The following is a 25,060-nucleotide window of genomic DNA, read 5'->3' on the forward strand; positions in this document are numbered from 1 at the left end:
GCTTGCGGGCGGCGCACACGACGCAGAGGTTTATCCGTGGGATCCATCGCCACCAACCCCGAGGGCATCACCAACCCGCCGATCGACGAGCTCCTCGAGAAGACGACCTCGAAGTACGCGCTGGTGATCTTCGCCGCGAAGCGCGCGCGCCAGGTCAACGCCTACTACAGCCAGCTCGGCGAGGGCCTGCTGGAGTACGTCGGCCCGCTCGTGGAGACCACTCCGCAGGAGAAGCCGCTCTCCATCGCTATGCGCGAGATCAACGCCGGTCTGCTCACCGCCGAGCCGACCGACCAGCCGTAAGTCTCACCCGCGCCGATGACCGCCGAGATCGTCCTCGGGGTCGGTGGCGGCATCGCCGCCTACAAGGCGTGTGAGCTGCTCCGGCTCTTCACCGAGTCGGGCCACCGGGTCCGGGTCGTGCCGACCGCGTCGGCGCTCCGCTTCGTCGGGGCGCCGACCTGGGCCGCGCTCTCCGGCCAGCCGGTCGCCGACGACGTCTGGTCCGACGTGCACGAGGTTCCGCACGTCCGGCTCGGCCAGCACGCCGACCTCGTGGTGGTGGCCCCGGCGACCGCCGACCTGCTCGCCAAGGCCGCCCACGGGCTCGCCGACGACCTGCTCACCAACACCCTGCTGACCGCCCGCTGCCCGGTCGTGCTCGCGCCGGCGATGCACACCGAGATGTGGGAGCACCCGGCCACCGTCGCCAACGTGGCGACGCTGCGCGCCCGGGGCGTCCGGGTGATCGAGCCGGCCGTCGGCCGGCTCACCGGCGCCGACACCGGCAAGGGCCGGCTGCCCGACCCGGCGGAGATCTTCGCGATCGCCCGCCGTGCCCTCGCCCGGGGCGTCGCCGCCCCGGCCGACCTGGCCGGCCGGCACCTCGTGGTCACCGCGGGCGGCACCCGCGAGCCGCTCGACCCGGTCCGTTTCCTCGGCAACCGGTCCTCCGGCAAGCAGGGGTACGCGTTCGCCCGCGCCGCCGTCGCCCGCGGCGCCCGGGTCACGCTGATCTCGGCCAACGTCGCGCTCGCCGACCCGGCGGGCGTGGACCTGGTCCGGGTCGGCACCACCGAGGAGCTGCGCAAGGCGACCCTGGAGGCGGCCGCGGACGCGGACGCCGTGGTGATGGCCGCCGCCCCCGCCGACTTCCGCCCGGCCACGTACGCGCCGGGTAAGATCAAGAAGTCGGACGACGGCAGCGCGCCCACCATCGAGCTGGTCACCAACCCCGACATCGCCGCCGAGCTGGGCCGATGTCGCCGGCCGGAGCAGGTGCTGGTGGTCTTCGCCGCCGAGACCGGGGACGCCGAGGCGAACGGGCGGGCCAAGCTCGCCCGCAAGCGGGCGGACCTGATCGTGATCAACGAGGTGGGCGTGGACAAGGTCTTCGGCGCCGAGACCAACGCCGCCACGGTGATCGGGGCGGACGGGGCCGTGCACCGGCTGCCCGAGCAGCCGAAGGAGGACCTGGCCGACGCCGTCTGGGACCTCGTGGCGGCGAGACTGACCGAATTGTCCTGACGACTGGTCACCTCAGCGTTCGTCGGGTCACCCTGGATCACGGTGACTAAACTGCCGCCGAGTGACCTTTCAAAAGATTTCACATGCTTAGGAGTGCCGTGACACGTCTCTTCACGTCCGAATCGGTCACGGAAGGCCACCCGGACAAGATCGCCGACCAGATCAGTGACGGCATTCTCGACGCGCTGCTGGCCAAGGACCCGCACAGCCGGGTCGCGGTCGAGACCCTGATCACCACGGGTCAGGTCCACGTCGCCGGCGAGGTCACCACCAAGGCGTACGCCGACATCCCGACCATCGTCCGCGAGACGATCCTGGAGATCGGGTACGACTCGTCGAAGAAGGGCTTCGACGGCGCCTCCTGCGGCGTCAGCGTCTCGATCGGCGCCCAGTCCCCGGACATCGCGCAGGGCGTGGACAACGCGTTCGAGCTGCGTACCGGCGGGTCGGAGAGCGCGCTGGACGCGCAGGGCGCCGGCGACCAGGGCATGATGTTCGGCTTCGCCTGTTCGGAGACCCCCGAGCTGATGCCGCTGCCGATCGCGCTGGCCCACCGGCTGGCCCGCCGCCTGGCCGCGGTGCGCAAGGACGGCACCGTCCCGTACCTGCGGCCGGACGGCAAGACCCAGGTGACCATCGAGTACGACGGCCTGCGGCCGGTCCGCCTCGACACGGTCGTCGTCTCCAGCCAGCACGCCGCCGACATCTCGCTCGAATCGCTGCTCACCCCGGACGTCCGGGAGCACGTCATCACGCCCGAGCTGGAGGGCCTCGGCCTGGACACCGAGGGCTACCGGCTGCTGGTCAACCCGACCGGGCGGTTCGAGATCGGCGGCCCGATGGGCGACGCCGGCCTCACCGGCCGGAAGATCATCGTCGACACCTACGGCGGCTACGCCCGCCACGGCGGCGGCGCCTTCTCCGGCAAGGACCCGTCCAAGGTGGACCGCTCCGCCGCGTACGCGATGCGCTGGGTCGCCAAGAACGTGGTCGCCGCCGGCCTCGCCGAGCGCTGCGAGGCGCAGGTCGCGTACGCGATCGGCAAGGCGCACCCGGTCAGCCTGTTCATCGAGACCTTCGGCACCGAGACCGTGCCGGTCGCCTCGATCGAGAAGGCCGTCGCCGAGGTCTTCGACCTGCGCCCGGCCGCCATCATCCGGGACCTCAACCTGCTCCGCCCGATCTACCAGCAGACCGCCGCGTACGGCCACTTCGGTCGCGAGCTGCCGGATCTGACCTGGGAGAGCACCGACCGGGCCGCCGACCTCAAGTCGGCCGCGGGAGCCTGACCGGCACCAGGCGCAGCGACCGGCGACCCGCCGAAGGGTCGCCGGTCGCTCGCGTCTGCGTGGACCTGCCCCTGGCCCACCTCGACCGCCCGTTCGACTACCTGGTCCCGGCCGAGCTGGACGCCGCGGCGCAGCCGGGCGTACGCGTGAAGGTGCGCTTCGCCGGCCAGCTCGTCGACGGTTGGCTGCTGGCGCGGGTCGAGGAGTCCGACCACCCCCGGCTGGCGTACCTGGAGAAGGTGGTCTCCCCGGTGCCGGTGCTGGCCCCGGAGATCGCCCGGCTGGCCCGCGCGGTCGCCGACCGGTACGCCGGCAGCCTCGCCGACGTGCTCCGGCTCGCCGTCCCGCCCCGGCACGCCCGCGCCGAGAAGGACGTCATCGCCGCCACGGCCGACCCCGACGGCCCGACCACCGGACCCGCACCGCCCGGCGCCCCGACCGCCGACGCCGTGGACCCGCGCGGCTGGCGGGACTACCCGGCCGGGCCGGCCCTCCTGCGCGCGCTCACCGACGGGCGGGCGCCCCGGGCGGTCTGGTCCGCGCTGCCCGGCGAGGACTGGGCGGCCCGGTACGCCGACGCCGTCGCCGCCACCGTGGCCGGTGGCCGGGGCGCGGTGGTCGTGGTGGCCGACGCCCGCGACCTCGACCGCCTCGACGCCGCGCTCACCGACGCGCTCGGGCCGGGGCGGCACGTCTGCCTCTCCGCCGCGCTGGGGCCGGCCCGCCGCTACCGGGCCTTCCTCGCCGCCCTGCGCGGTGACGTGCCGGTGGTGGTCGGCACCCGCGCGGCCATGTTCGCCCCGGTCGAGCGGCTCGGTCTCGTGGCGATCTGGGACGACGGCGACGACCTGCACGCCGAGCCCCGGGCGCCGTACCCGCACGCCCGGGAGGTGCTGCTCACCCGGGCCCAGCTCGGCGGGGCGGCCGCGCTGGTCGGCGGGTACGCCCGTACCGCCGAGGCGCAGCTGCTGGTGGAGACCGGCTGGGCCCGGGAGGTGGCCGCCGACCGGGCCACCCTGCGGGCCCGGGTGCCGGCCATCGCACCGACCGGGGACGACCCGCAGCTGGCCCGCGACCCCGGTGCCGCCTCCGCCCGGCTGCCCAGCCTGGCCTGGACCACCGCGCGGGACGCGCTCCGCGCCGACCTGCCGGTGCTGGTCCAGGTGCCCCGCCGGGGCTACCTGCCCTCGGTGGCCTGCGCCGACTGTCGTACCCCGGCCCGCTGCCCGCACTGCGCCGGGCCGCTCGCCCTGCCCTCGGCCGACGGGGCGCCGGCCTGCCGCTGGTGCGGCCGGGTCGCCGCCGCGTACGCCTGTCCGGAGTGCGGGGGACGGCGGCTGCGGGCCGCGGTCACCGGCGCCCGGCGGACCGCCGAGGAACTCGGTCGGGCCTTCCCCGGCGTGCCGGTGCGCACCTCCGGCCGGGAGGAGGTGCTCGCCGCCGTGCCCGGCGGGGCCGGCCTGGTGGTCGTCACCCCCGGGGCGGAACCGGTCGCGGAGGGCGGGTACGGGGCGGTGCTGTTGCTCGACTCGTGGGCGCTGCTCACCCGGGCCGACCTGCGGGCGGGGGAGGAGGCGCTGCGCCGCTGGCTGGCCGCCGCCGCGCTGGCCCGGCCCGGTTCGGCCGGCGGCCGGGTCGTGGTGGTGGCCGACGGCGGCCTGGCCCCGGTGCAGGCGCTGCTGCGCTGGGACGCGCCCTGGTTCGCCGCCCGGGAGCTGGCGGAGCGGCGCGAGCTGGGGTTCCCCCCGGCGGTCCGGATGGCCAGCGTCACCGGCGCGGCGGAGGCGGTGGCCGACCTGCTCGCCGAGGTCCGGCTGCCCGACGGCGCCGAGGTGCTCGGCCCGGTGCCCGCGGACGAGGGGCGGGAACGGATGCTGGTCCGGGTGCCCCGGGCCCGGGCGGCGGCCCTCGCCCAGGCGCTGCACGTCGCCGCCGGGCAGCGCAGCGCCCGCAAGGCGGCCGACCCGGTCCGGCTCCAGGTCGATCCCCTCGCGCTGTTCTAATCCCCCACGTCTGATTCCGCACGCCCTGACGTGCCGCACCCGGCCGGTCGCGTACGGTCGTGACCAGGGGTTTGTCGCACACCTCGTGCGGCAAATCGGTAAACAGTGCGTGATAACCTTTCCCGTCATGCCCGGGCGAACGACGGCTCCAGGTCGCGACGCGGCGTCAGACGCGCCGAGCTGGAGTTTGTCGGAGGGTCGCGCGCACCGACGGCAGCGCGGGGAGCCGAGGCCAAATCGATGATGTCAGTCAGCCGGTGAGCAGGGGTGGACCAGTCGTGACCGTTCGTCAGTCGATCGTCTTCAACGGTGACCTCGGTAGCGGCAAGAGCACCGTCTCCGTCGAGATCGCCAAGCGGCTCAACCTGCGCCGGGTCAGCGTCGGTGACCTCTACCGGCAGATGGCCGAGGAGCGGCAGATGACCGCCCTCCAGCTGAACCTGCACGCCGAGCTGGACCAGGCCGTCGACGGCTACGTCGACCAGCTCCAGCGGAACATCGCCGCCTCCGGCGAGCGCCTGGTGATGGACTCCCGGCTGGCCTGGCACTTCTTCACCGACGCGCTCAAGGTGCACATGATCACCGAGCCGACCGAGGCGGCCCGCCGGGTGCTGGCCCGGCCGTCCGGCCCCGCCGAGAGCTACGCCTCGATCGAGGAGGCGAAGGCCAAGCTCAAGGAGCGCAGCGAGAGCGAGCGCGGCCGGTTCATCGTGCGGTACGGCGTCGACAAGGCCCGGCTGCGCAACTACGACCTGATCTGCGACACCACCCGGGCCGCCCCGGAGCAGGTGATCGCGCACGTCATCGACGTCTACGAGGGCCGGCTCGGCGCGGACGTGCTGCGCGACGGGCAGCCGCTGCTGCTGCTCGACCCCGGCCGGGTCTACCCGACCGAGGACGTCGCCGCCCTGCGCGGCCTGTGGGACTCGGAGTTCGTCGGCGGCGTGGCCGGGGCCGGGGACGAGGCGCTGGAACCGCTGAACATCGGTTACACCGGCGAGTACTTCTTCGTGGTCGACGGGCACCGCCGGCTCAGCGCGGCCCTGCAGAGCGGCTTCCCGCTGGTCCCGGCCCGGCTGGTCGCCGAGGTGGAGGAGCCGGTGGTCGGCGGGATGAGCGCGGTCGACTACTTCGCCGCCCAGGTCCGCCCCAGCCTGATCCACGACTGGGAGGCCGCGCACGGCACCCGGCTCCCGCTGCCCGAGCACGCCCTGCTCGGCGGGGACGCGGTGCTGGCGGGGGAGCCGGGCAGCGGCGTCTGAGCGCCGACCGGGCGGCGTGCGGGGATCGCCGGATCGGGCGTACCGGAGCATGATGAAGGCCTCCGACCCCTGGGGAGGCCGACCGTGGATCCTGCCGACGCCCTCGCGCTGCTGATGTCCCCGGCGGGCCGGGTCGACCCGTACCCGACGTACGAGCAGTTGCGCGCGCACGGGCCGATCGTCTCGGCCGGACCGGTCTTCTACCTGGTCACCGGCTACGCCGAGGCCGACGCGATCCTCCGCGACGCCCGGTTCGGGGTGATGGACGACGAGCTGCGCGACCAGTTCATGCCCGGCTGGCGGGAGAGCCCGGCCGCGCTGTCCATCTCCCGGTCGATGCTGCGGACCAACCCGCCCGACCACAGCCGGATGCGCCGGCTGGCGGCCGGCGCCTTCAACCCGCGCCGGATCGCCGCCATGTGGTCGCCGCCCAGGCCGACGAGCTGATCGACGGGATGCTCGCCCGGGGCCGGGACGGTGCGCCGGTCGACTTCCAGGCCGAGTTCGCGTACCCGCTGCCGGTGGGGGTGATCTGCGCCCTGCTCGGGGTGCCGGCGGCCGACCGGCCGCTCTTCCGGCGCTGGGCCACCGACCTCACCGGGATCCTGGAGCCGGAGATCACCCCGGAGGAGTTGGCGGTGGCCGACCGGGGTGCCAGCGAGCTGCGGGACTACTTCACGGAGCTGGTCGCGGCCCGCCGCCGAGCCCCGGCCGACGACCTGACCACCGCGCTGGTCCAGGCGCACGACGCCGACGGCGGGCTCTCCGGCGACGAGCTGCTGGCCAACCTGGTCGTGCTGCTGGTGGCCGGCTTCGAGACCACCACCAACCTGCTCGGCAACGGCCTGGTGGCGCTGCTCGACCATCCCCGCGCGGCGGCCACGCTGCGCGACCACCCCGAGTTCGCCCCCGGGTACGTCGAGGAGCTGCTCCGGTACGACTCCCCGGTGCAGCTCACCTCCCGGATGAGCACCGCTCCGGCCCGGCACGGCGACGTCGACCTGCCCGCCGGGAGCTGGACCATCGTGCTGCTCGGCGCGGCGAACCGGGACCCCCGCCGCTACCCGGAGCCGGGCCGCTTCGACCCGTGGCGCCCGCAGGTCCACCCGCTCTCCTTCGGCGCCGGCCCGCACTACTGCCTGGGCGCCGCGCTGGCCCGGCTGGAGGCGCAGGTGGCCTTCCCGCTGCTGCTGCGCCGGCTGCCGGGGCTCGCGCTGGCCGGGCCGCCCGAGCGCCGCGTCCGGCTCACCCTGCGGGGGTACGCCACCCTGCCGGTCACCGTGGGTGACGAGGCGTCGCCGGTCACCGATCGCGGTACGCCGGCCGGGACGGCGGGGGCGACTCCGTAGACTGGTACGGCACCACTCGTCCCAGTTGAAGGAGCCACCCCGCGTGACCGTCCAGCCCATCCGTCTGTTCGGGGATCCGGTGCTGCGCACGCCGGCCGACCGGGTCGTCGACTTCGACGCCGAGCTGCGCAAGCTGATCGCCGACCTGACCGACACGATGCGCGAGCAGAGCGGGGCCGGCCTGGCCGCGCCGCAGCTCGGGGTGGGCCTGCGGGTGTTCACCTTCGACGTCGACGACGTCCTGGGCCATCTGGTCAACCCGGTGCTGGAGTTCCCGGACGAGGAGGAGCAGGACGGCCCGGAGGGGTGCCTGTCCATTCCCGGGCTCTACTTCGACACCAAGCGCCGGCAGAACGTCATCGCCAAGGGCTTCAACGGTTACGGGGACCCGCTGCAGATCGTCGGCACCGGCCTGATGGCCCGGTGCGTCCAGCACGAGACCGACCACCTCGACGGGGTGCTCTTCGTCGACCGGCTCGACCCGGCCGGCCGCAAGGCGGCCATGAAGGCGATCCGCCAGGCCGAGTGGTACGACCCGGGCGCCCCGCCGACGGTCAAGCTCAGCCCGCACGCCGCCGGCAACCCGTTCGGCCTGGGGCGGTGACCCGGATGCGCCTGGTCTTCGCCGGCACGCCGGCCGTCGCCGTCCCCGCCCTGGACGCCATCGCCGCGTCCGGCCACGAGCTGCTGGCCGTGGTCACCCGGCCCGACGCGCCCGCCGGGCGGGGCCGGAGCCTGGTCCGCTCACCCGTCGGCGCCTGGGCCGACGCGCACGGCGTGGAGGTGCTGACCCCGGCGAAGCCGCGCGAGCCGGAGTTCCTGGACCGGCTCCGCGAGCTGGCCCCGGACTGCGTGCCGGTGGTCGCGTACGGGGCGCTGGTGCCGCCGGTGGCGCTGGCGATTCCCCGGCACGGCTGGATCAACCTGCACTTCTCGCTGCTGCCCGCGTGGCGGGGCGCGGCGCCCGTGCAGCACGCCGTCCTGCACGGTGACGAGCTCACCGGCGCCAGCGTCTTCCAGCTGGAGGAGGGGCTGGACACCGGCCCGGTGTACGGCACGGTGACCGACGAGGTCCGCCCCACCGACACCTCCGGCGACCTGCTGGAGCGGCTCGCCCACTCCGGCGCCGGCCTGCTGGTGGCCGTGCTCGACGCGCTCGAGGCGGGCACCGCCCGGGCCGAGCCGCAGCCCGCCGACGGGGTGTCCCTCGCGCCGAAGCTGACCGTCGAGGACGCCCGGGTCCGCTGGACCGACCCGGCGTTCGCGGTCGACCGGCGGATCCGCGCCGGCACGCCGGCCCCCGGCCCGTGGACCACCTTCCGCGGCGACCGGGTCAAGCTCGGCCCGGTCACCCCGGTGGCCAACGGCCCGGAGCTGAAGCCGGGCGAGCTGCTGGTCGAGAAGTCCCGCGTCCTCGCCGGCACGGCGACCGTGCCGGTGCAGCTGGGCGAGGTGCGGGCGGCCGGCAAGAGGGCCATGTCGGCGAGCGACTGGGCGCGCGGCGCCCGGGTCACGGCCGGCGAGGTGCTCGCGTGACCGGGCCCGCCGAGCCCGAGCGTTTCCCCGCCGACGGCCCGCGGGGCGGGTCACCCGCCGGCCCGTCCGGCGACCGCGGCGGCCGTCCGGGCGCCGAGCGGTCCGCCGGGGGCGAGCGGAGCCGGCGGTACGCCGGTGGCGGGCGGCCCGGGGAGGGCGGCCGGTTCGCCGGCGGTGACCGGTCGCGGGCGGGCGGGCAGCGCGGCGAGCGCCCCGGCCGGGGTGACGGCGCCCGCGAGGGGCGCTTCGGCGGCGGCCGCCGACCGGGGCGACCCGCCGTCGACCTGCCCCGGCATGTGGCGTACCAGGCGATCGCCGCGGTGCACCGGGACGACGCGTACGCCAACCTGGTGCTGCCGGCGATGCTGCGCGACGAGGGGCTGACCGGTCGGGACGCGGCCTTCGCCACCGAGCTGACCTACGGCACGCTGCGCCACACCGGCACCCTGGACGCGATCATCACCGACGCGGCCGGGCGGGACGTGCAGCGGATCGACCCGCCGGTACGGGACGCCCTGCGGCTCGGGGCGTACCAGCTGCTGCACACCCGGGTGCCGGCGCACGCGGCGGTCTCCTCGACCGTGGACCTGGTCCGGGCCGTCGGCCCGGGGGCCACCGGCTTCGCCAACGCGGTGCTGCGCGAGGTGGCCGGCCGGGACGCCGACGGCTGGGTGGACAAGCTCGCCCCGTCGGCCGAGACCGACCCGATCGGGCACCTGGCGCTGGCGTACAGCCATCCGCAGTGGATCGTGCGGGCCTTCGCCGAGGCGCTCGGCGGCGATCTGGGCGAGACCGCCCGGCTGCTGATCGAGGACAACGAACGGCCCCCGGTGCACCTGTGCGCCCGGCCGGGCCTGGCCGATCCGGTCGAGTTGGCCGACGAGGTCGGCGGTGCGCCCGGCGCCTTCTCGCCGTACGCGGTCTATCTGTCCGGCGGCGCGCCGGGTGAGCTGTCGGCGGTGGCGCAGGGGCGCGCCCACGTCCAGGACGAGGGCTCCCAGCTGGTGGCGAACGCGCTGGCCGGCGCGCCGCTGGACGGCCCGGACGGCCGGTGGCTGGACCTCTGCGCCGGCCCGGGCGGTAAGGCCGGCCTGCTCGGCGCCCTGGCCGCGCAGCGCGGCGTCCGGCTCACCGCCGTCGAGGTGGCCGAGCATCGGGCCCGGCTGGTCGCCCAGGCCACCCGCGGGCTGCCGGTGAACGTGCTGAACACCGACGGGCGCACCGTCGGCGCCGACCCGAAGCTGCCGGAGGGGCACTTCGACCGGGTGCTGGTCGACGCGCCGTGCACCGGGCTGGGCTCGCTGCGCCGCCGGCCGGAGTCCCGCTGGCGCCGCCAACCGGCCGACCTGCCGCCGCTGACCCGGTTGCAGCGGGAACTGCTCACCGCCGCGCTGCGCGCGGCGCGGCCGGGTGGCCTGGTCGCGTACGTGACCTGCTCGCCGCACACGGTGGAGACCCACGTGACGGTGACCGAGGCGTCCCGCCGCTGCGGGTTCCCGGTGGACTTCGTGGATGCCCGGCCGCTGCTGCCGGCCGGCATGCCGGGGCTCGGGGACGGGCCGACGGTGCAGCTCTGGCCGCAGCGGCACGGCACCGACGCGATGTTCCTGGCTGTGCTGCGCAAGGGCTGACCACTGCCGACGTAGCCGATTGACCAGTTCGGACGGCTGGGGTATGCCTGCACCACCCGACCCGGCGCACGACCGGGGGCCGGGTCTGGTGGGAGGGGCGGATGGATGCCGGGGACGGAGCGCGGCCGTGGCGCGAGTTCGGCCACGAGCTGCGGGTGTGGCGCCGGCGGGCGGGACTGACCCAGGGGCAGCTCGGCCTGCGCGTCGGCTACCACTACAGCGTGATCAGCAAGCTGGAGAGCGGGCTGCGTGAGCCGCCGATGGGGCTGCCCGCACGGTTGGACGTGCTGCTCGGCTCGGACGGGGCGCTGACCGCACTCGCCGAGCCGGCCAGCCGGCGGCGGGTGCCCGGCGGACCGTCCGACCCGACGCTCTTCCCGGTGCTGCCCGCCGTGGACGGCACCGAGACGCTGGCCGCGCCCGCTGGGCCGGTCTGGCCGACCGTCCTGCCGTACGCCGGCTTCGCCTGCCCGCTGCACGGCGATGCCGGCTGCCCGGTCCCCGGCCCGCACGACGTGCTGCCCGCGCTCGCCCGGCTGCTCCGGGGCGGCCCGGCGGCGCTGCCCGAACGGGCGGTGCCGGACCTGGTCCACGGCCTGACGGCGCTGCTGCCCGGCTACACCCGGGCCGCGGTCGAGCAGGTGTCGACCGACGTGGTGAGCTCGATCGAGCGCGTGTTGCACCTGCTGGTGGGCTGGGCCGAGGTGGTGGATCGGGCCGGCCGGTCGCCGCTGGCGCTGTTCCGCCTCGCCGCCCAGTACGCGCAACTCGCCGCCCGGCTGCGCATGCAGCGGGGGCAGAGCGTGGTCGGGATGGCCTGGGTGTCCCACGGGTTGCGCTGGGCGGGCGCCGGGGCGGACGCCGTCGCCCGGGCCACCCTGCTCAGCGACTTCTGCCTGCTGACCCGGCTGGACCGGGACGCCGCCTCGTCACTGGCGTACGCGCAGGCGCTCGGCGCGGTCGACCCTCGGCGGGGCTGGATGGCCACCCTGTCGCACTCCTACCAGGCCCGCGCGTACGGCCTGGCCGGGGACACCGGCGAGTGCCGGCGGCAGGTGCTGCTGGCCCGCCGCCGGCTGGACCTGCTGGACGCCCGGGACCTGGCGGAGGCGCCGTGGCTCACCGGGGAGGCGGGCGTGGTCCGCACCGAGTCCTTCATCGGCGGCGCGCTGCGCGACCTCGCCGCGACCACCGGTGACCGGGCGATGGCCCGGCGGGCGGTGCACGCCACCGGCCGCTCGCTGGCCCACCTGCCGGCCCGGATGCGGCCCTCGTACCTGCTGCTCACCGTCCGGTTGGCGGACGCGTACGCCTGCGCGGGCGAACCGGACGCCGCGGTCGCGGTGGTGACGCCGGTCGCCGAGGAGGCCGCGGTCACCGGCCGGGCCATCATCGCCCGGGAGCTGCGCGGGCTGTGGGCGCGGCTGGGGCGCGGGTGGGGCGACCTGGCGGAGGTGCGGGAGCTGGACGAGCGGCTGCGCGCGGCGGTCTACTGATCACTGGCGGTGATGTCGGCCGGGCCGATGTGCCGGATTGTGACGGCCGGTGCGGGATCGCCACGTCCTCGTTGACCGGGGATGCGGCGGATGTGAACGTCTCATGGCCCGGGCGTGAACGTGGCGAGCGATCGGCGAAGCCCGCAGTAGGCCGACCTCCCGCCAGCACCCCGCGTCACGCCCGGGCGTCCCGTCCTGCGCACCATGTGACACCCCCGTTGACTAATACATCGACGCATGTAACTGTTCCGATCACCGGTCCGTCGATGCCGAGGCTCCCACCGGAGCCCACGGGTCGCGCCCACCCCGGCCGTCCTTCCCCGCCGACCCCCACGAGGAGTCTCCATGAGACGTCGCACCCCGAGCGCCGGCCTCGCGCTCGCCCTCTTCGCCGCCATGACGGCGATCCTGGCCGGACCCTCCGCCGCCCCGGTGGCCGCCGCGCCGCAACTGGTCGCCGCCGCGGCGCCGGATATCTCGGTGACCAACGTCCAGGCCCACCTGACCCAGCTCAACACCATCGCCAGCAACAACGGCGGCACCCGGCGGGCCGGCTCGGCCGGCTACACCGCCTCGGTGGCGTACGTGAAGCAGAAGCTCCAGGCGGCCGGCTACACCGTCACCGAGCAGAACTGCACCACCTGCACCTACCCGGCGAGCAACCTGATCGCCGAGTGGCCGCAGGGCCCCGCGGATCAGGTGATCATGTTCGGCGCCCACCTGGACAGCGTCTCCGCCGGCCCGGGCATCAACGACAACGGCTCCGGCTCGGCCACGCTGCTGGAGAACGCCCTGGTGCTGGCGCAGCAGAACCCGTCCATGACCAAGCGGGTCCGGTTCGCCTGGTGGAACGGCGAGGAGCAGGGCCTGCAGGGCTCGAAGTACTACGTCAGCCAGCTCAGCTCGACGCAGAAGAGCTACCTCAAGGCGTACTACAACTTCGACATGGTGGCCTCGCCCAACGGCGGCTACTTCATCAACCGGATCACCTCGACCACGGCGGCGCCGCTGAAGGCGTACTGGGACTCGTTCAACCTCCAGCCGGAGGAGAACACCGAGGGCGCGGGCCGCTCCGATGACTACTCGTTCGCCAACGCCGGCATCCAGACCTCCGGGTACGCCGCCGGCGCCAGCTACACCAAGACGTCCGCCCAGGCCAGCAAGTGGGGCGGCACCGCCGGAGCGGCGTACGACTCCTGCTACCACAAGTCCTGCGACACCACCGGCAACATCAACGCGACCATCCTCAACCGCAGCGCCGACGGGGTGGCGTACACGATCTGGCAGCTCGCCGTCGGCACCGGCACCCCGACCAACGACTTCTCCGTCGCGGTGAGCCCGACCTCGGGCAGCGTCGCCCAGGGCGGCGCCACCACCGCGACGGTCAGCACGGCCACCACCAGCGGCAGCGCCCAGACGGTGAACCTGTCCGCCGCGGGCGCGCCGAGCGGGGTGACGGTGAGCTTCAGCCCGTCCTCGGTGACCTCCGGCGGCTCGGCCACCATGACGGTCAGCGCCGCGTCCACGGCCGCCACCGGCACGTACACCATCACGATCACCGGCACCGGCTCGGTCACCCACACCGCCAGCTACAGCCTCACCGTGACCGGCACGGGCGGCGGGTGCACGGGCGGCCAGCTCATCGGCAACAGCAGCTTCGAGTCGGGCACCGCACCGTGGACCGCCACCTCCGGCGTGATCACCAACGACTCGAGCCAGGCGGCCCGGACCGGGTCGTACAAGGCGTGGCTGGACGGGTACGGCAGCTCGCACACCGACACCCTGTCCCAGTCGGTGACCCTCCCGGCCGGGTGCAGCAGCTACACCCTGGCCTTCTGGCTGCACATCGACACGGCCGAGACCACCGGTTCGACGGCGTACGACAAGCTGACCGTGCAGGTCGGCAGCGCCACGCTGGCGACGTACTCGAACCTCAACGCGGCGAGCGGCTACACCCAGCGCACCTTCAACCTGGCCGGGTACGCCGGCCAGACGGTCACGCTGAAGTGGACCGGCGTGGAGGACGCGTCCCTGCAGACCAGCTTCGTCATCGACGACGTGACGCTGCAGGTCGGCTAGTCGGTTCCCCGGGGCGGGTCGGGCCGGTGGGTCCGTCCCGCCCTGTTCACCGGAGCGGCAGCGTCTTGCTGCCCCCGCCCTTGACCGAGCGGGTCAGCGTCCGGTCCGACAGCCACAGGAAGCACTGCACGCCCCGGTTGCCGCTCTTCCACTCGTCTTCCAGGGGGTGGTAGATGATCGTGCCGGCGCGGTACTGCATGTCGCTGTTGTCCGGCACCTTCGCGTACTTCGCGATCAGGCTCCGGCAGGCCTTGTGCGTCCGCACCGAGGAACGCTGGAACTGCGCGTAGGAGACCTCCGGGAACTGGTAGACCCCGACGAACTCGGCGTGGTGCTTCGCCGTGCAGGCGACCGGCCGCATCTCCTCGATGTCGTCCTTGACCAGCTTGGGGTTGAAACAGCCGAAGGTCAGCGGGGAGCCCGGCTTCAGCGCGCCCCGCAGGCTGCCGCTGTGCAGGGTGACGCTGCCGTCGTCGAGGCTGGCCACCTCGGAGACGTCGCAGCGGAACCAGCGGGCCCCGCCGGTCCAGGCCTGCGCCGAGGGGAAGACCACGGAGAGCAGCAGTCGGCCGCCGCGCCAGTCCGCCCCGACCGCCTTGTTGACCTGCTGGTCGCACTCCGCACGGGCGGTGCGCACCCCGTCCGACCCGGCGCGCGGCGGCGTGGACCGGTCGGCGTCCGGGCCGGTCAGGGTGCCCACGTGCAGGGTCTCGGCCCGGTGCGCGGTGGCGCAGTCGACCGGGTTGTAGCCGCTGAGATAGCCGACGTCCTGGAGGATGGCGTGGCAGGCCCCGGCCTCCGGCACGAACGCCTTGGCGGCCGGCAGCGCCGGCCAGTCGTCGGCCAGGTCCCGGTCCACCCCGCCCGGCGCCCCGCACCCGGCGAGCGCCAGCACCGCCGTCATGCCCACGGCGGCCGCCGTCCACCAACGCCGCATCGCACCGACCTCCCCGTCGTCGTGCTCGCGCCGACCGGCGCGTAGGCCACGGCGCAGCAGCATACGGCACCGGGGCTCAGATCACGGGTAGTCCCTCCGGACCCACCCCACGCATCGAGCGGGCCAGCTTCCGGTCGTCGCTCCACAGGAAACAGCGCACCCCGCGGTCGCCCTCCGCCCACTCGCGCTGCGACGGCGGGTAGAAGATCGAACCGGCCCGGTACGGCAGCTCGCTGTTGTTCGGCACGTTGGCGAAGACCGCGATGAGCGCCATGCAGCGGCGGTGCACCTGCGCCGCGGACCGGGTGAACCGGTCCCAGCTCATGTCCCGTTCCTCGTAGATGCCGACGAACTCGGCCCGGTGCGGCTCGGTGCACAGCACCGGGGCCATGTAGTTGAGGTTGTCGCCGATCAGCTTCGGGTCGAAGCAGCGGTGCACGAGCGGGTTGTCGCCGACCATGGCGCCGCGCAGGCTGCCCACCCGGTTCACCGGCCGGGTGTTGTCGATGCTGTCGGTCTCGGCCAGGTCGCAGCGGTACCAGCGGGCCCCGGACAACCAGCCGGTCACCGAGGGCAGCGCGATGTTCATGGTGAGCCGGGCGGCGTGCCAGTCCCCGCCGATGACCTGCCGGGCCCGCTGGTCGCACTCGGCCCGGGCGACCCGCAACGCGGTGGAGCCGGGCTCGGGACGGGCGCCGGTCGCGGCGGCCCCGACGAAGGTGCCGACGTGCACCACCTCGGCGAGGTGGCTGCGGCCGCAGTCCACCGTCTCGTACGTGCCGGCCTGCACCACAGCCGTGATCCGGGGGAGGCAGGCATCGGTGGCCGGGACGAACGACCGGGGCGCCGGCATCGCGGGCCAGTCGTCGGTCAGGTCGCCGTCGGCCCGGTGCGTCTGGACGCAGCCACCCAGGACCACCGTCGCCGTGCCGGCCAGCGCCAGCGCCAGGAGCCACCGTCGCATCGTCCGCCCTTTCCGGGAGATGACAGCCGGTCGCCGCAGCCCGTGCGGCGTCCTCCGCCACCGGGCGTGCAGCATATGTGACCGTCCCTGTTGGAGTTTCTCCGTCTTTCCGACGATCGGCCAGTCGCGCTCGCTTCTCGTTCCGAATTCTTCTCCGGACGGACGCATTCTGCACCGAGGGTCACGTCTGGCTCACCGCGAGTCTCCGGCGGTGCCGCGCTGCGGGCGGCGGATGACCACGTTCGTACACTGGCCCCGTGACCGTACCGCCGCCGATCATCGCCCCCAGCATCCTGGCCGCCGACTTCGCCCGCCTCGCCGACGAGGTCCGTGCCGTCGAGCACGCCGCCGACTGGTTGCACGTGGATGTCATGGACAACCACTTCGTGCCGAACCTGACCATCGGGCTGCCGGTGGTGCAGAGCCTGCGCGCGGCCACCGAGCTCCCCTTCGACGTGCACCTGATGATCGAGGACCCGCGCCGCTGGGCCCCCGGCTACGCCGACGCCGGGGCGTACAACGTCACGTTCCACGCCGAGGCCTGCGACGACCCGGTGGCGCTGGCCAAGGATCTGCGCTCGGCCGGCGCCAAGGCGGGGCTGGCGATCGACCGGGACACCCGGATCGAGCCGTACCTGGAGCTGCTGCCCAGCTTCGACACGCTGCTGATCATGACGATCAAGGCCGGCTTCGGCGGCCAGCGGTTCATCCCGCAACTGCTGGACAAGGTGCGCGCCGCCCGGCGGCACGTCGCCGCCGGCCACCTGGAGCTGCGGATCGAGGTCGACGGCGGGATCGCCGCCGACACCATCGAACAGGCCGCCGCCGCGGGCGCCGACGCCTTCGTGGCCGGCACCGCGGTCTACGGCGCCGACGACCCGGCCGAGGCGGTACGCCGGCTGCGGGGCCTGGCGGAACGCGCGATGACCGGGGCCTGACGTGGACCCGGCCGGCGACCGACCCGACGTCATCCTGGTCGTCGACGACGACGCGGACATCGCCCGGTTCGTCGAGTTCAACCTGCGGCTGCACGGCTTCGAGGTGCTGCACGCCAGCGACGGCCAGGAGGCCCTGGAGGTCATCGAGCGGCAACGGCCGGACCTGGCCGTGGTGGACCTGATGATGCCCCGGATCGACGGCCTGGAGCTGACCCGCCGGCTGCGCGCCGACCCGATGACCTCGGCCCTTCCGGTGATCATGCTGACTGCCAAGGGGATGACCGTCGACAAGGTCAACGGCCTCGCCGCCGGCGCCGACGACTACCTGGTCAAGCCCTTCGACACCGCCGAACTGGTCGCCCGGGTCAGCTCCACGCTGCGGCGCAACAAGGAGTTCCGGGAGGTCTCCCCGCTGACCGGGCTGCCCGGCAACAGCCGGATCCGGCGGGAGATCAGCGATCGGGTCCGCAGCGGCGTCGACTACGCGGTCGGGTACATCGACATCGACCGGTTCAAGAGCGTCAACGACCGGTACGGCTTCGTCCGCGGCGACGAGTTCATCTCCGCCCTGGCCCGCAGCCTGCACCGGGCGGTGGTCTCGATCGGGCTGCCGCCGGCCTTCCTCGGTCACGTCGGCGGCGACGACTTCGTCATCGTCTGCACGCCTGCCCAGATCCGGCCGCTGACCAGCCGGGCCGTGGTCGACTTCGAGAAGGCCGCCGACGCCCTCTACGACCCGACGGACCGGGAGCGCGGCTTCGTCGAGCTGAAGGACCGGCGCGGCAACATCCGGCGGGCCGCCCTGGTCACCCTCTCCATCGGGGTCTCCCTCTCCGACGCCGACAAGCGGTTCACCGACCCCCTGGAGGCGATCGCGGTGGCGTCGGAGATGAAAACGGTCGCCAAGAGCCAACCCGGGTCGTACGTCGCGGTCGACCGGCGTAGGGGCGTACCGTGACACCCCTGTTCTTCCTGTGAGGTACCTCGCCTCTGTGGCGCCACCCCCACCCGGACGTGTAAGACTTCCCGTGTACCCACCACGCGCTGGCGGGGCTCGGTGAAATTCCGAACCGGCGGTGATCCACGGTCCGACCGTGGTAAGCCCGCGACCCGGACGGCTTCGGCCGGACGGTGGACCTGGTGAGAATCCGGGGCCGACGGTTGGGGAGCGGTTCGTCCGCCCTCCAGACAGTCCGGATGGGAGACAGCGCGCGGGACGGGGAGGCCTCTGCCGGCCGCCGCGTTGTCGGCCGCCGTCCGGGCTCCCCGGGGTCGGCTGTGCCGTCCCCGGGATCTCCGCCGCCGCCTGTCCGCGGCACCCGTGCCGTCATTTCCCGCCCCGCCCGCGCGCGACCGGCGAGCGAGAGGGCAGGGGCAGGCGATGGCGAGCGTCTCCGTCGACGAGGCGATGCGTCGTGCGATCGCGCTGGCCGCCCGCGGCCTCGGCACCACCAGCCCCAACCCGGTCGTCGGCTGCGTGCTGCTCGATCCGGACGGCGAGGTCGTCGGGGAGGGCTTCCACGCGTACGCGGGCGGACCGCACGCCGAGATCGTCGCGCTCGCCCAGGCCGGCAAGCGCGCCCGCGGCGGCACCGCCGTGGTCACCCTGGAACCCTGCGACCACATCGGCCGCACCGGCCCGTGCAGCCACGCGCTCATCGCCGCCGGCGTCGCCCGCGTCGTGGTCGCCGTCCCGGACCCCAACCCGGTCGCCTCCGGCGGCGCGGCCACCCTGCGCGCCGCCGGGATCGAGGTCGAGATGGGGGTACGCGCCGAGGAGGCCGAGGCCGGCAACATCGCCTGGCTCACCTCGATGCGCCGCGGCTGGCCGTACGTCATCTGGAAGTACGCGGCCACCCTCGACGGGCGCTCCGCCGCCGCCGACGGCACCAGCATGTGGATCACCTCGGAGGCGGCCCGGATCGACGTGCACGCCCTGCGCGGCACCGTCGACGCGGTGATCGCCGGGGTGGGCACCGTGCTCGCCGACGACCCCCGGCTCACCGCCCGCAATTTGCGCGACGGCACCCTGGCCATCCGGCAGCCGCTGCGCGTGGTGGTGGACAGCTCGGGGCGTACCCCGGCTGACGCCCGGGTCCGCGACGGTGCCGCCCGGACCTGGGTCGCCACCGCTTCGGAGGTCGGCGCCGGCCCGGACGGCCGGGTCGACCTGCCGGCGCTGCTCGCCGAGCTGCACCACCGCGGCGTCCGGGCCGCCCTGCTGGAGGGCGGCCCCCGGCTGGCCGGCGCGTTCCTCGCCGCTGGCCTGGTCGACAAGGTCGTCGGGTACGTCGCGCCGAAGCTGCTCGGCGCCGGCCCCACCGCCCTGCTCGACGCGGGCGTGACGACCATCGCCGACGCCATCGACCTCGAGATCACCGACGTTACGCAGGTCGGCCCCGACCTGCGGATCACCGCGCTGCCCCGAAAGAGGGAGGCCTGACATGTTCACCGGCATCGTCGAGGAGCTGGGCGAGGTCGTCCGGACCACCGAGACCGGAGGCGACTCCGCGCTGGTCGCCATCCGCGGCCCGCTGGTCACCTCGGACGCCCGGCACGGCGACTCCATCGCGGTCAACGGGGTCTGCCTGACCGTGGTCGACGTCGACGGCGGCGTCTTCACCGCCGACGTGATGGGGGAGACCCTGCGCCGCACCGCGCTCGGCGCGCTGCGCCCGGGTGACCCGGTCAACCTGGAACGCGCCGCCGCGCTGAACAGCCGGCTCGGCGGGCACCTCGTCCAAGGCCACGTGGACGGGGTCGGCGAGGTCATCTCCCGGGAGCCCGCCGCGCAGTGGGAGACGGTCCGCTTCCGGCTGCCCGCCGGGCTGGCCCGGTACGTGGTGGAGAAGGGCTCGATCACCGTCGACGGCGTCTCGCTGACCGTCGCCGAGGTCGGCGACGACTGGTTCGCCGTCGGGCTGATCCCCACCACCCTCAAGCTCACCACCCTCGGCGCCCGGAGCGCCGGCGACCCGGTCAACCTCGAGGTGGACGTGCTGGCCAAGTACGTCGAGCGGCTGCTCGGCGACCGGCTCGGGGGAGGTGCCCGGTGACGGGGCCGCTCGGCTGGCTGCTCGACGCCCAGGTCCACGTCGCCGGCTCGCCGGTGCTGGTCCGGGAGATCGTCGGCAACGTCTTCGGCCTCGCCTCCGCGCTGCTCGGGCTGCGCCGGCTGGTCTGGGCCTGGCCGGTCGGCATGATCGGCAACGCGCTGCTGTTCACCGTCTTCCTCGGCGGGGTGTTCGCCACCCCGCAGGCGCACGACCTCTACGGCCAGGCCGGCCGGCAGGTCTTCTTCTTCGCGGTCAGCGTGTACGGCTGGTGGCGCTGGTCGCGCAACCGCCGGGCCGGTGGCGGGGAGCAGCCGGCGGTCACCCCGCGCTGGGCCACCTGGCCGGAACGGCTCGGCCTGCTCGCCGCCGCGGCGGCCGGCACCGCCGCCGCGTACCCGGTGCTGGCCGCGCTCGGCTCCTGGGGGCCGCTGCCGGACGCCTGGATCCTGGTCGGCAGCCTGCTCGCCACCTACGGCATGGCCCGCGGCTGGGTGGAGTTCTGGCTGATCTGGATCGCCGTGGACGCGGTCGGCGTGCCGCTGCTGCTGCGGGGCGGGTTCTACCCGTCGGCCGCCATGTACCTGGTCTACGGCGGGCTCTGCCTGGCCGGCCTCGCCGCCTGGTGGCGCACCTCCCGGGCCACCCCGCCCACCCGCACCCCGATCCCGCCGACGTACTCGGAGGCCGTGGCATGAGCACCTTTGGCTCCATCGAGCAGGCGGTGGCGGACATCGCCGCCGGCCGGCCCGTCGTCGTGGTGGACGACGAGGACCGGGAGAACGAGGGCGACCTGATCTTCGCGGCCGAGCTGGCCACCCCGGAGCTGGTCGCGTTCATGGTCCGGTACACCTCGGGCTACATCTGCGTGCCGCTCACCGAGAGCGAGTGCGATCGGCTGGACCTGCCGCCCATGCACCACACCAACCAGGACCGGCGCGGCACCGCCTACACGGTGACCGTGGACGCCCGGGAGGGGATCAGCACCGGCATCTCGGCGGCCGACCGCTCGCACACCATCCGGCTGCTCGCCGACGCCGGCACCGATCCGACCGACCTGGCCCGCCCGGGGCACGTGGTGCCGCTGCGCGCCCGCGAGGGCGGGGTGCTGCGCCGGCCCGGGCACACCGAGGCGGCCGTGGACCTGACCCGGCTGGCCGGGCTGCGCCCCGCCGGGGTGCTCTGCGAGCTGGTCAACGACGACGGCACCATGATGCGCCTGCCGGACCTGGAGAAGTTCTGCGCCGAGCACGGGCTGACCCTGGTCACCATCGCCGACCTGATCGCCCACCGGCGGCGCACCGAAAAGCAGGTGGAGCAGGTCGCCGACGCCCGGATGCCCACCCCGTACGGGGTGTTCCGGGCGCTGGGCTACCGCAGCGACTTCGACTCCGCCGAGCACGTGGCGCTGGTCATGGGCGACCTCGGCGACGGGCGGGACGTGCTGGTGCGGGTGCACTCCGAGTGCCTCACCGGGGACGTGTTCGGCTCGCTGCGCTGCGACTGCGGCCCGCAGCTGCAGGCCGCCCTGGCCCGGGTCGGCCAGGAGGGGCGGGGCGTGGTGCTCTACGTGCGCGGGCACGAGGGGCGCGGCATCGGCCTGCTGCACAAGCTCCAGGCGTACCAGCTCCAGGACCAGGGCCGGGACACCGTGGACGCGAACCTCGACCTGGGCCTGCCCGCCGACGCCCGCGACTACGGCACCGGCGCGCAGATCCTCTACGACCTCGGCGTCCGCTCGATGCGGCTGCTGACCAACAACCCGGCCAAGCGGGCCGGCCTGGAGGGGTACGGCCTCACGGTGAGCGGCCGTGAGGGGCTGCCCATCCGGTCGAACCCGGAGAATGTGCGTTACCTGCGGACCAAGCGGGACCGGATGGGCCACCTCCTGGAGGGGCTGGACGAGGTGACCGAGGCGCCGATGGGCCGCCCGATCGCCGGCGACGAGATCGGAGCGTAGTGATGGCGGGTTTCGGGGAGCCGGGCGTGACCGCGGTGGACGCCGCCGGGCTGACCGTCGGCATCGTGGCGGCACGCTGGCACGGCGACCTCACCGACCACATGGTCGACCGGGCGGTGGCCGCCGCCGAGGCCTGCGGCGCGCGGTCGGTGGTGGCCCGGGTGGCGGGCTCGGTGGAGCTGCCCGTGGTGGCTCAGGCGATGGCCCGCCGGTACGACGTGGTGGTCGCCCTCGGCGTGGTGGTCCGTGGCGCCACCGCCCACTTCGACTACGTCTGCCAGTCGGTGACCGAGGGGCTGACCCGGGTCGCGCTGGACGAGGGCAAGCCGGTGGCGCACGGGGTGCTCACCGTGGAGACCCTCGAGCAGGCCCGGGACCGGGCCGGCCTGCCCGGCTCGGCGGAGGACAAGGGCTGGGCGGCCACCGTGGCGGCGCTGGACGCCGTCCTGGCCATCCGCGGCCTCGACGCCACCACCGCCCACCGCGTCGGCTTCGCCTGACGGGCGCCCGACGCGGCCGATTGCCGGCGGCGGCCGGACGGCGGGTGATCGACTCCCGCTCGTCGAGGTGGCGGGGTCCGCGACCACCCGACACCGCCATCTCGGCGAGGTGGAGCGCCGCTACCCGGCGCTGACCCCGGCGGCGGGCGCGGGACCGGCGGCCGGCACGGAACCGGCGGGGGCCGTCAGGTGGCGACCGGTGAGCAGGTAGCCGCCGGCGGCCACCAGCAGCGCCCCGATCGCCGCGAACAGCAGCCGGTAGTCGACCAGCCCGACCAGCAGCGCGCCCGCCCCGATCGCCGCGGCCTGCGGTCCGCTGGCGAGGGCGTCGAGCGCCGCCGAGACCCGGCCGACGAGGTCCGGCGAGGTCTGCCGCTGCACGAGCGTCATGGTGCCCACCAGGGCGACCGGCAGCCCCAGCCCGATCAGCACGGCGGCGGCGACGGCGAGCCCGAGCACCGGCCAGACCGGGGCCAGGAAGCCCACGGCGACGATGGACACGCCGAGCGCCATGCCACCCAGCTCACCCAGTCGGCGTACCAGCGCCGCCGAGGCCAGCCCGCCGAGCAGGCCACCGATGCCCTGCAGCGAGACCAGCACGCCCAGGAAGGCGGGCTCCCGGCCGAGCCCCTGGTCGACGTACGCGAACCAGAGCGTCTCCCCGAAGCCGAGGCCGATGGTGGCGACGACCACGGCCACCAGTGCCCGGCGTAGCGCCCGCTCGCCCACCAGGTGCCGCACGCCGGCGACCAGTTCGCCGCGCCAACCTGCGGCGGCCGGCACCACCGCCGCCGGCGGCGGGGGCGTGGTCCCGGCGCAGTCCGTCTCGGCCGTCGACGGCGGGGATGACGGCGCCGCGGCTGCCCACGGCACCGGAGCCGGGCGTACGGCCAGCCCGACGGCGGCGGCCACCAGGAACCCGAGCGCGCAGACGGCGGCCATCGCGGGGCCGCCGAGCAGCACGTACAGGCCGGCGCCGAGCAGCGGACCGACCAGCCGCAAGCCTTGCTTCACGGTCTGGGTCGCGCCATTGGCGTCGGGCAGCAGATCCGCCGGGACGAGTTCCTGCACGAGCGCGGTCACCGTCGCGCCGAGCGCGATGTAGGAGAGGCCGTAGCCGGCGGCGACCGCGTAGACGACCCAGAGTCGCCCGGCGTCGTGGACGGCCAGCAGCGGCAGGAGCAGCCCGGCGGTGGCGGCGTTGAGCGCCACGAACAACGTCCGGCGCGGCGCACGGTCGACCACCCAGCCGGCCAGCGGGGCGAGCACCATCGGCGCGGTCAGCGCCAGGAAGGTCGCCCCGGCGAGCGCGTCGGAGCCGGTCAGCTCCTTCACCCAGATCGCGAGGGCCAGCAGCAGGATCGACTCGGCGATCATGCTGATGGTCAGCGCGACGAAGAACAGCCGGAATTCCGGCCGGCGCAGCAGTTGTCTCATCGGTCCCCGTTCCTCCCCGCGTCGGCGTCACCGACGGCCGGTCCGTGTTCGTTGTTTCCGTCGGCGTCGGCGTCGGCGTCGGCGACGGCGACGGCGACGGCGACGAGTGGTCCGTCGACCTCGGGTGCGGCCCAGGCCATCAGCCGTACCGGCCGGGAGCCGGGCGGGCGGGTCGCCGGGTCGCCGAGCCGGTCCAGGTGGCGACCGAGCAGGCCGCGGATCTCCTCCTTCAGTTCGTGCAGTTCGTCGGTCGTGTACCAGTTGATGAACTGGTGGAGGAAGGCCGCGTCGCGCCAGACGGGGGACTGTTGGCGGCGGACGGTCATCCAGTCCCGCAACTTGCGGTACTCGAGGTCGAGCAGGGCCAGGACGGCCGCGTCCCCGGCCCGCGCCAACGCCGGGCTCTCCTCGCCGTCGCCCCACCGGTGCCCGTCGGTCACCAGCCGCCACGGCCGCTGCCGGCCCGTGCCGCCGCCCGCCTCGGTGACGAAGCCGTACTTGGCGAGCTGGCGCAGGTGCCAGGAGCAGTTGGCCGGGCTCTCGCCGACCCGCTCGGCGACCTCGGTGGCGGTCAGCGGGCCGTGCAGCGCGACCGCGTCGAGGATGCGCAGCCGCAGCGGGTGCGCGAGGGCGCGGAGCGTGTCGACGTCAGTGATGTCGCGGGGACGCTGCTCGGTCATGTGTGGAAGGCTACCTTTCGAAGCGGCTCTTTCGAAAGAGTCATTTTCAAGCACGCTTGCGCGCCGTCCACCATGTGGTCGAACTCGCTCTGCGGCGGACCCGGCGCGTGTGGTCACCCCGGGCGGCTGGAAGAATCGCCTTCCGTGAAGACGTTCGAGGAGTTGTTCGCCGAGCTGCAGGCCAAGGCCGCTGCCGGCACCCCGGGCTCGGGCACGGTCGCCGCGCTCGAGAAGGGGGTGCACTTCATCGGCAAGAAGGTGGTCGAGGAGGCGGCCGAGTCGTGGATGGCCGCCGAGCACGAGGGCCCGGAGCGCGCCGCCGAGGAAATCTCCCAGCTGCTCTACCAGGCCCAGGTGCTGATGCTCGCCACCGGTCTCGAGCTGAAGGACGTCTACCGACATCTGTGAGTGCCGCCGTC

At 74.5% G+C, this 25,060-nt stretch carries 22 protein-coding genes, 1 pseudogene and 1 riboswitch; of the genes and pseudogenes, 19 read left to right on the forward strand and 4 right to left on the reverse strand.

Annotated elements, in window-relative coordinates:
- Positions 1-36: 36 nt before the first annotated feature.
- From rpoZ to ACZ6S5_RS16090, 11 genes and pseudogenes are all read left to right on the forward strand, one after another.
- A complete protein-coding gene (gene rpoZ, locus ACZ6S5_RS16040; protein WP_013285517.1) occupies positions 37-303 on the forward strand; it encodes a DNA-directed RNA polymerase subunit omega in 267 nt (88 codons plus the stop codon).
- 15 nt (positions 304-318) lie between these two features.
- Positions 319-1,527, forward strand: a complete 1,209-nt coding sequence (coaBC, locus tag ACZ6S5_RS16045; RefSeq protein WP_466000980.1) for a bifunctional phosphopantothenoylcysteine decarboxylase/phosphopantothenate--cysteine ligase CoaBC — start codon at positions 319-321, stop codon at positions 1,525-1,527.
- Positions 1,528-1,610: 83 nt separating this feature from the next.
- Entirely contained in the window at positions 1,611-2,816 is a 1,206-nt protein-coding gene (gene metK, locus ACZ6S5_RS16050) for a methionine adenosyltransferase (protein WP_452310714.1), read from the forward strand.
- A 59-nt stretch (positions 2,817-2,875) separates the two neighbouring features.
- A complete protein-coding gene (locus ACZ6S5_RS16055) occupies positions 2,876-4,819 on the forward strand; it encodes a primosomal protein N' (RefSeq protein WP_466000982.1) in 1,944 nt (647 codons plus the stop codon).
- A 278-nt stretch (positions 4,820-5,097) separates the two neighbouring features.
- Positions 5,098-6,081, forward strand: a complete 984-nt coding sequence (locus ACZ6S5_RS16060) for an AAA family ATPase (protein ID WP_466000984.1) — start codon at positions 5,098-5,100, stop codon at positions 6,079-6,081.
- A gap of 114 nt (positions 6,082-6,195) precedes the next feature.
- A pseudogene (locus ACZ6S5_RS16065) lies at positions 6,196-7,430 on the forward strand (cytochrome P450).
- Between the two features lie 43 nt (positions 7,431-7,473).
- Positions 7,474-8,034, forward strand: a complete 561-nt coding sequence (gene def / locus ACZ6S5_RS16070) for a peptide deformylase (RefSeq protein WP_466000986.1) — start codon at positions 7,474-7,476, stop codon at positions 8,032-8,034.
- A 5-nt stretch (positions 8,035-8,039) separates the two neighbouring features.
- Positions 8,040-8,966: a methionyl-tRNA formyltransferase gene (gene fmt, locus ACZ6S5_RS16075; RefSeq protein ID WP_466001072.1), complete on the forward strand. Its 927-nt coding sequence runs from the start codon at positions 8,040-8,042 to the stop codon at positions 8,964-8,966.
- Positions 8,963-10,597, forward strand: a complete 1,635-nt coding sequence (locus tag ACZ6S5_RS16080) for an RsmB/NOP family class I SAM-dependent RNA methyltransferase (protein WP_466000988.1) — start codon at positions 8,963-8,965, stop codon at positions 10,595-10,597. The genes fmt and ACZ6S5_RS16080 overlap by 4 nt, the downstream gene beginning before the upstream one ends.
- A 101-nt stretch (positions 10,598-10,698) precedes the next feature.
- On the forward strand, positions 10,699-12,093 hold the full coding sequence (locus ACZ6S5_RS16085; RefSeq protein WP_466000990.1) for a helix-turn-helix transcriptional regulator: 1,395 nt from the start codon (positions 10,699-10,701) through the stop codon (positions 12,091-12,093).
- A 345-nt stretch (positions 12,094-12,438) separates the two neighbouring features.
- Positions 12,439-14,172, forward strand: coding sequence for a M28 family peptidase (locus tag ACZ6S5_RS16090; protein WP_466000992.1), 1,734 nt, complete (start codon positions 12,439-12,441; stop codon positions 14,170-14,172).
- Positions 14,173-14,218: 46 nt separating this feature from the next.
- Here the strand turns inward: ACZ6S5_RS16090 and ACZ6S5_RS16095 are convergent, their stop codons facing one another.
- Both ACZ6S5_RS16095 and ACZ6S5_RS16100 read right to left on the reverse strand, forming a co-directional pair.
- On the reverse strand, positions 14,219-15,109 hold the full coding sequence (locus ACZ6S5_RS16095) for a septum formation family protein (protein WP_466001074.1): 891 nt from the start codon (positions 15,107-15,109) through the stop codon (positions 14,219-14,221).
- 76 nt (positions 15,110-15,185) lie between these two features.
- Complete coding sequence (locus ACZ6S5_RS16100) at positions 15,186-16,073, reverse strand: septum formation family protein (protein WP_466000994.1); 888 nt, start codon at positions 16,071-16,073, stop codon at positions 15,186-15,188.
- A 257-nt stretch (positions 16,074-16,330) separates the two neighbouring features.
- Here ACZ6S5_RS16100 and rpe point away from each other — a divergent pair, with 257 nt between their 5' ends.
- The 7 genes from rpe to ribH all read left to right on the forward strand — a co-directional run bounded on the left by rpe (position 16,331) and on the right by ribH (position 22,524).
- Entirely contained in the window at positions 16,331-17,011 is a 681-nt protein-coding gene (gene rpe / locus ACZ6S5_RS16105; RefSeq protein WP_466000996.1) for a ribulose-phosphate 3-epimerase, read from the forward strand.
- 1 nt (position 17,012) lies between these two features.
- Positions 17,013-17,969 carry a GGDEF domain-containing response regulator gene (locus ACZ6S5_RS16110; RefSeq protein ID WP_466000998.1) on the forward strand — a complete coding sequence of 319 codons (957 nt, stop codon included), beginning with the start codon at positions 17,013-17,015 and terminating at the stop codon, positions 17,967-17,969.
- Positions 17,970-18,050: 81 nt separating this feature from the next.
- A riboswitch (FMN riboswitch) is annotated at positions 18,051-18,224 on the forward strand.
- A gap of 168 nt (positions 18,225-18,392) precedes the next feature.
- A complete protein-coding gene (gene ribD, locus ACZ6S5_RS16115) occupies positions 18,393-19,454 on the forward strand; it encodes a bifunctional diaminohydroxyphosphoribosylaminopyrimidine deaminase/5-amino-6-(5-phosphoribosylamino)uracil reductase RibD (RefSeq protein WP_466001000.1) in 1,062 nt (353 codons plus the stop codon).
- A gap of 1 nt (position 19,455) precedes the next feature.
- Entirely contained in the window at positions 19,456-20,067 is a 612-nt protein-coding gene (locus ACZ6S5_RS16120; RefSeq protein ID WP_466001002.1) for a riboflavin synthase, read from the forward strand.
- On the forward strand, positions 20,064-20,762 hold the full coding sequence (gene pnuC, locus ACZ6S5_RS16125; protein ID WP_466001004.1) for a nicotinamide riboside transporter PnuC: 699 nt from the start codon (positions 20,064-20,066) through the stop codon (positions 20,760-20,762). Before ACZ6S5_RS16120 ends, pnuC begins: the two co-directional genes overlap by 4 nt.
- On the forward strand, positions 20,759-22,024 hold the full coding sequence (locus tag ACZ6S5_RS16130) for a bifunctional 3,4-dihydroxy-2-butanone-4-phosphate synthase/GTP cyclohydrolase II (RefSeq protein ID WP_466001006.1): 1,266 nt from the start codon (positions 20,759-20,761) through the stop codon (positions 22,022-22,024). The genes pnuC and ACZ6S5_RS16130 overlap by 4 nt, the downstream gene beginning before the upstream one ends.
- 2 nt (positions 22,025-22,026) lie before the next feature.
- Positions 22,027-22,524, forward strand: a complete 498-nt coding sequence (gene ribH, locus ACZ6S5_RS16135; RefSeq protein ID WP_466001008.1) for a 6,7-dimethyl-8-ribityllumazine synthase — start codon at positions 22,027-22,029, stop codon at positions 22,522-22,524.
- A gap of 120 nt (positions 22,525-22,644) precedes the next feature.
- Here the strand turns inward: ribH and ACZ6S5_RS16140 are convergent, their stop codons facing one another.
- Positions 22,645-23,961: an MFS transporter gene (locus ACZ6S5_RS16140; protein WP_466001010.1), complete on the reverse strand. Its 1,317-nt coding sequence runs from the start codon at positions 23,959-23,961 to the stop codon at positions 22,645-22,647.
- The gene (locus tag ACZ6S5_RS16145) at positions 23,958-24,641 is read right to left on the reverse strand and encodes a winged helix-turn-helix domain-containing protein (RefSeq protein WP_466001012.1); all 684 of its coding nucleotides are present in this window, start codon (positions 24,639-24,641) and stop codon (positions 23,958-23,960) included. Before ACZ6S5_RS16145 ends, ACZ6S5_RS16140 begins: the two co-directional genes overlap by 4 nt.
- A gap of 144 nt (positions 24,642-24,785) precedes the next feature.
- On the opposite strand from ACZ6S5_RS16145, the gene ACZ6S5_RS16150 reads away from it, so the two are divergent.
- Complete coding sequence (locus ACZ6S5_RS16150; RefSeq protein WP_036375234.1) at positions 24,786-25,049, forward strand: phosphoribosyl-ATP diphosphatase; 264 nt, start codon at positions 24,786-24,788, stop codon at positions 25,047-25,049.
- The last annotated feature ends 11 nt before the right edge of the window (positions 25,050-25,060 follow it).

It is taken from the genome of Micromonospora sp. NPDC051924, from assembly GCF_055586005.1.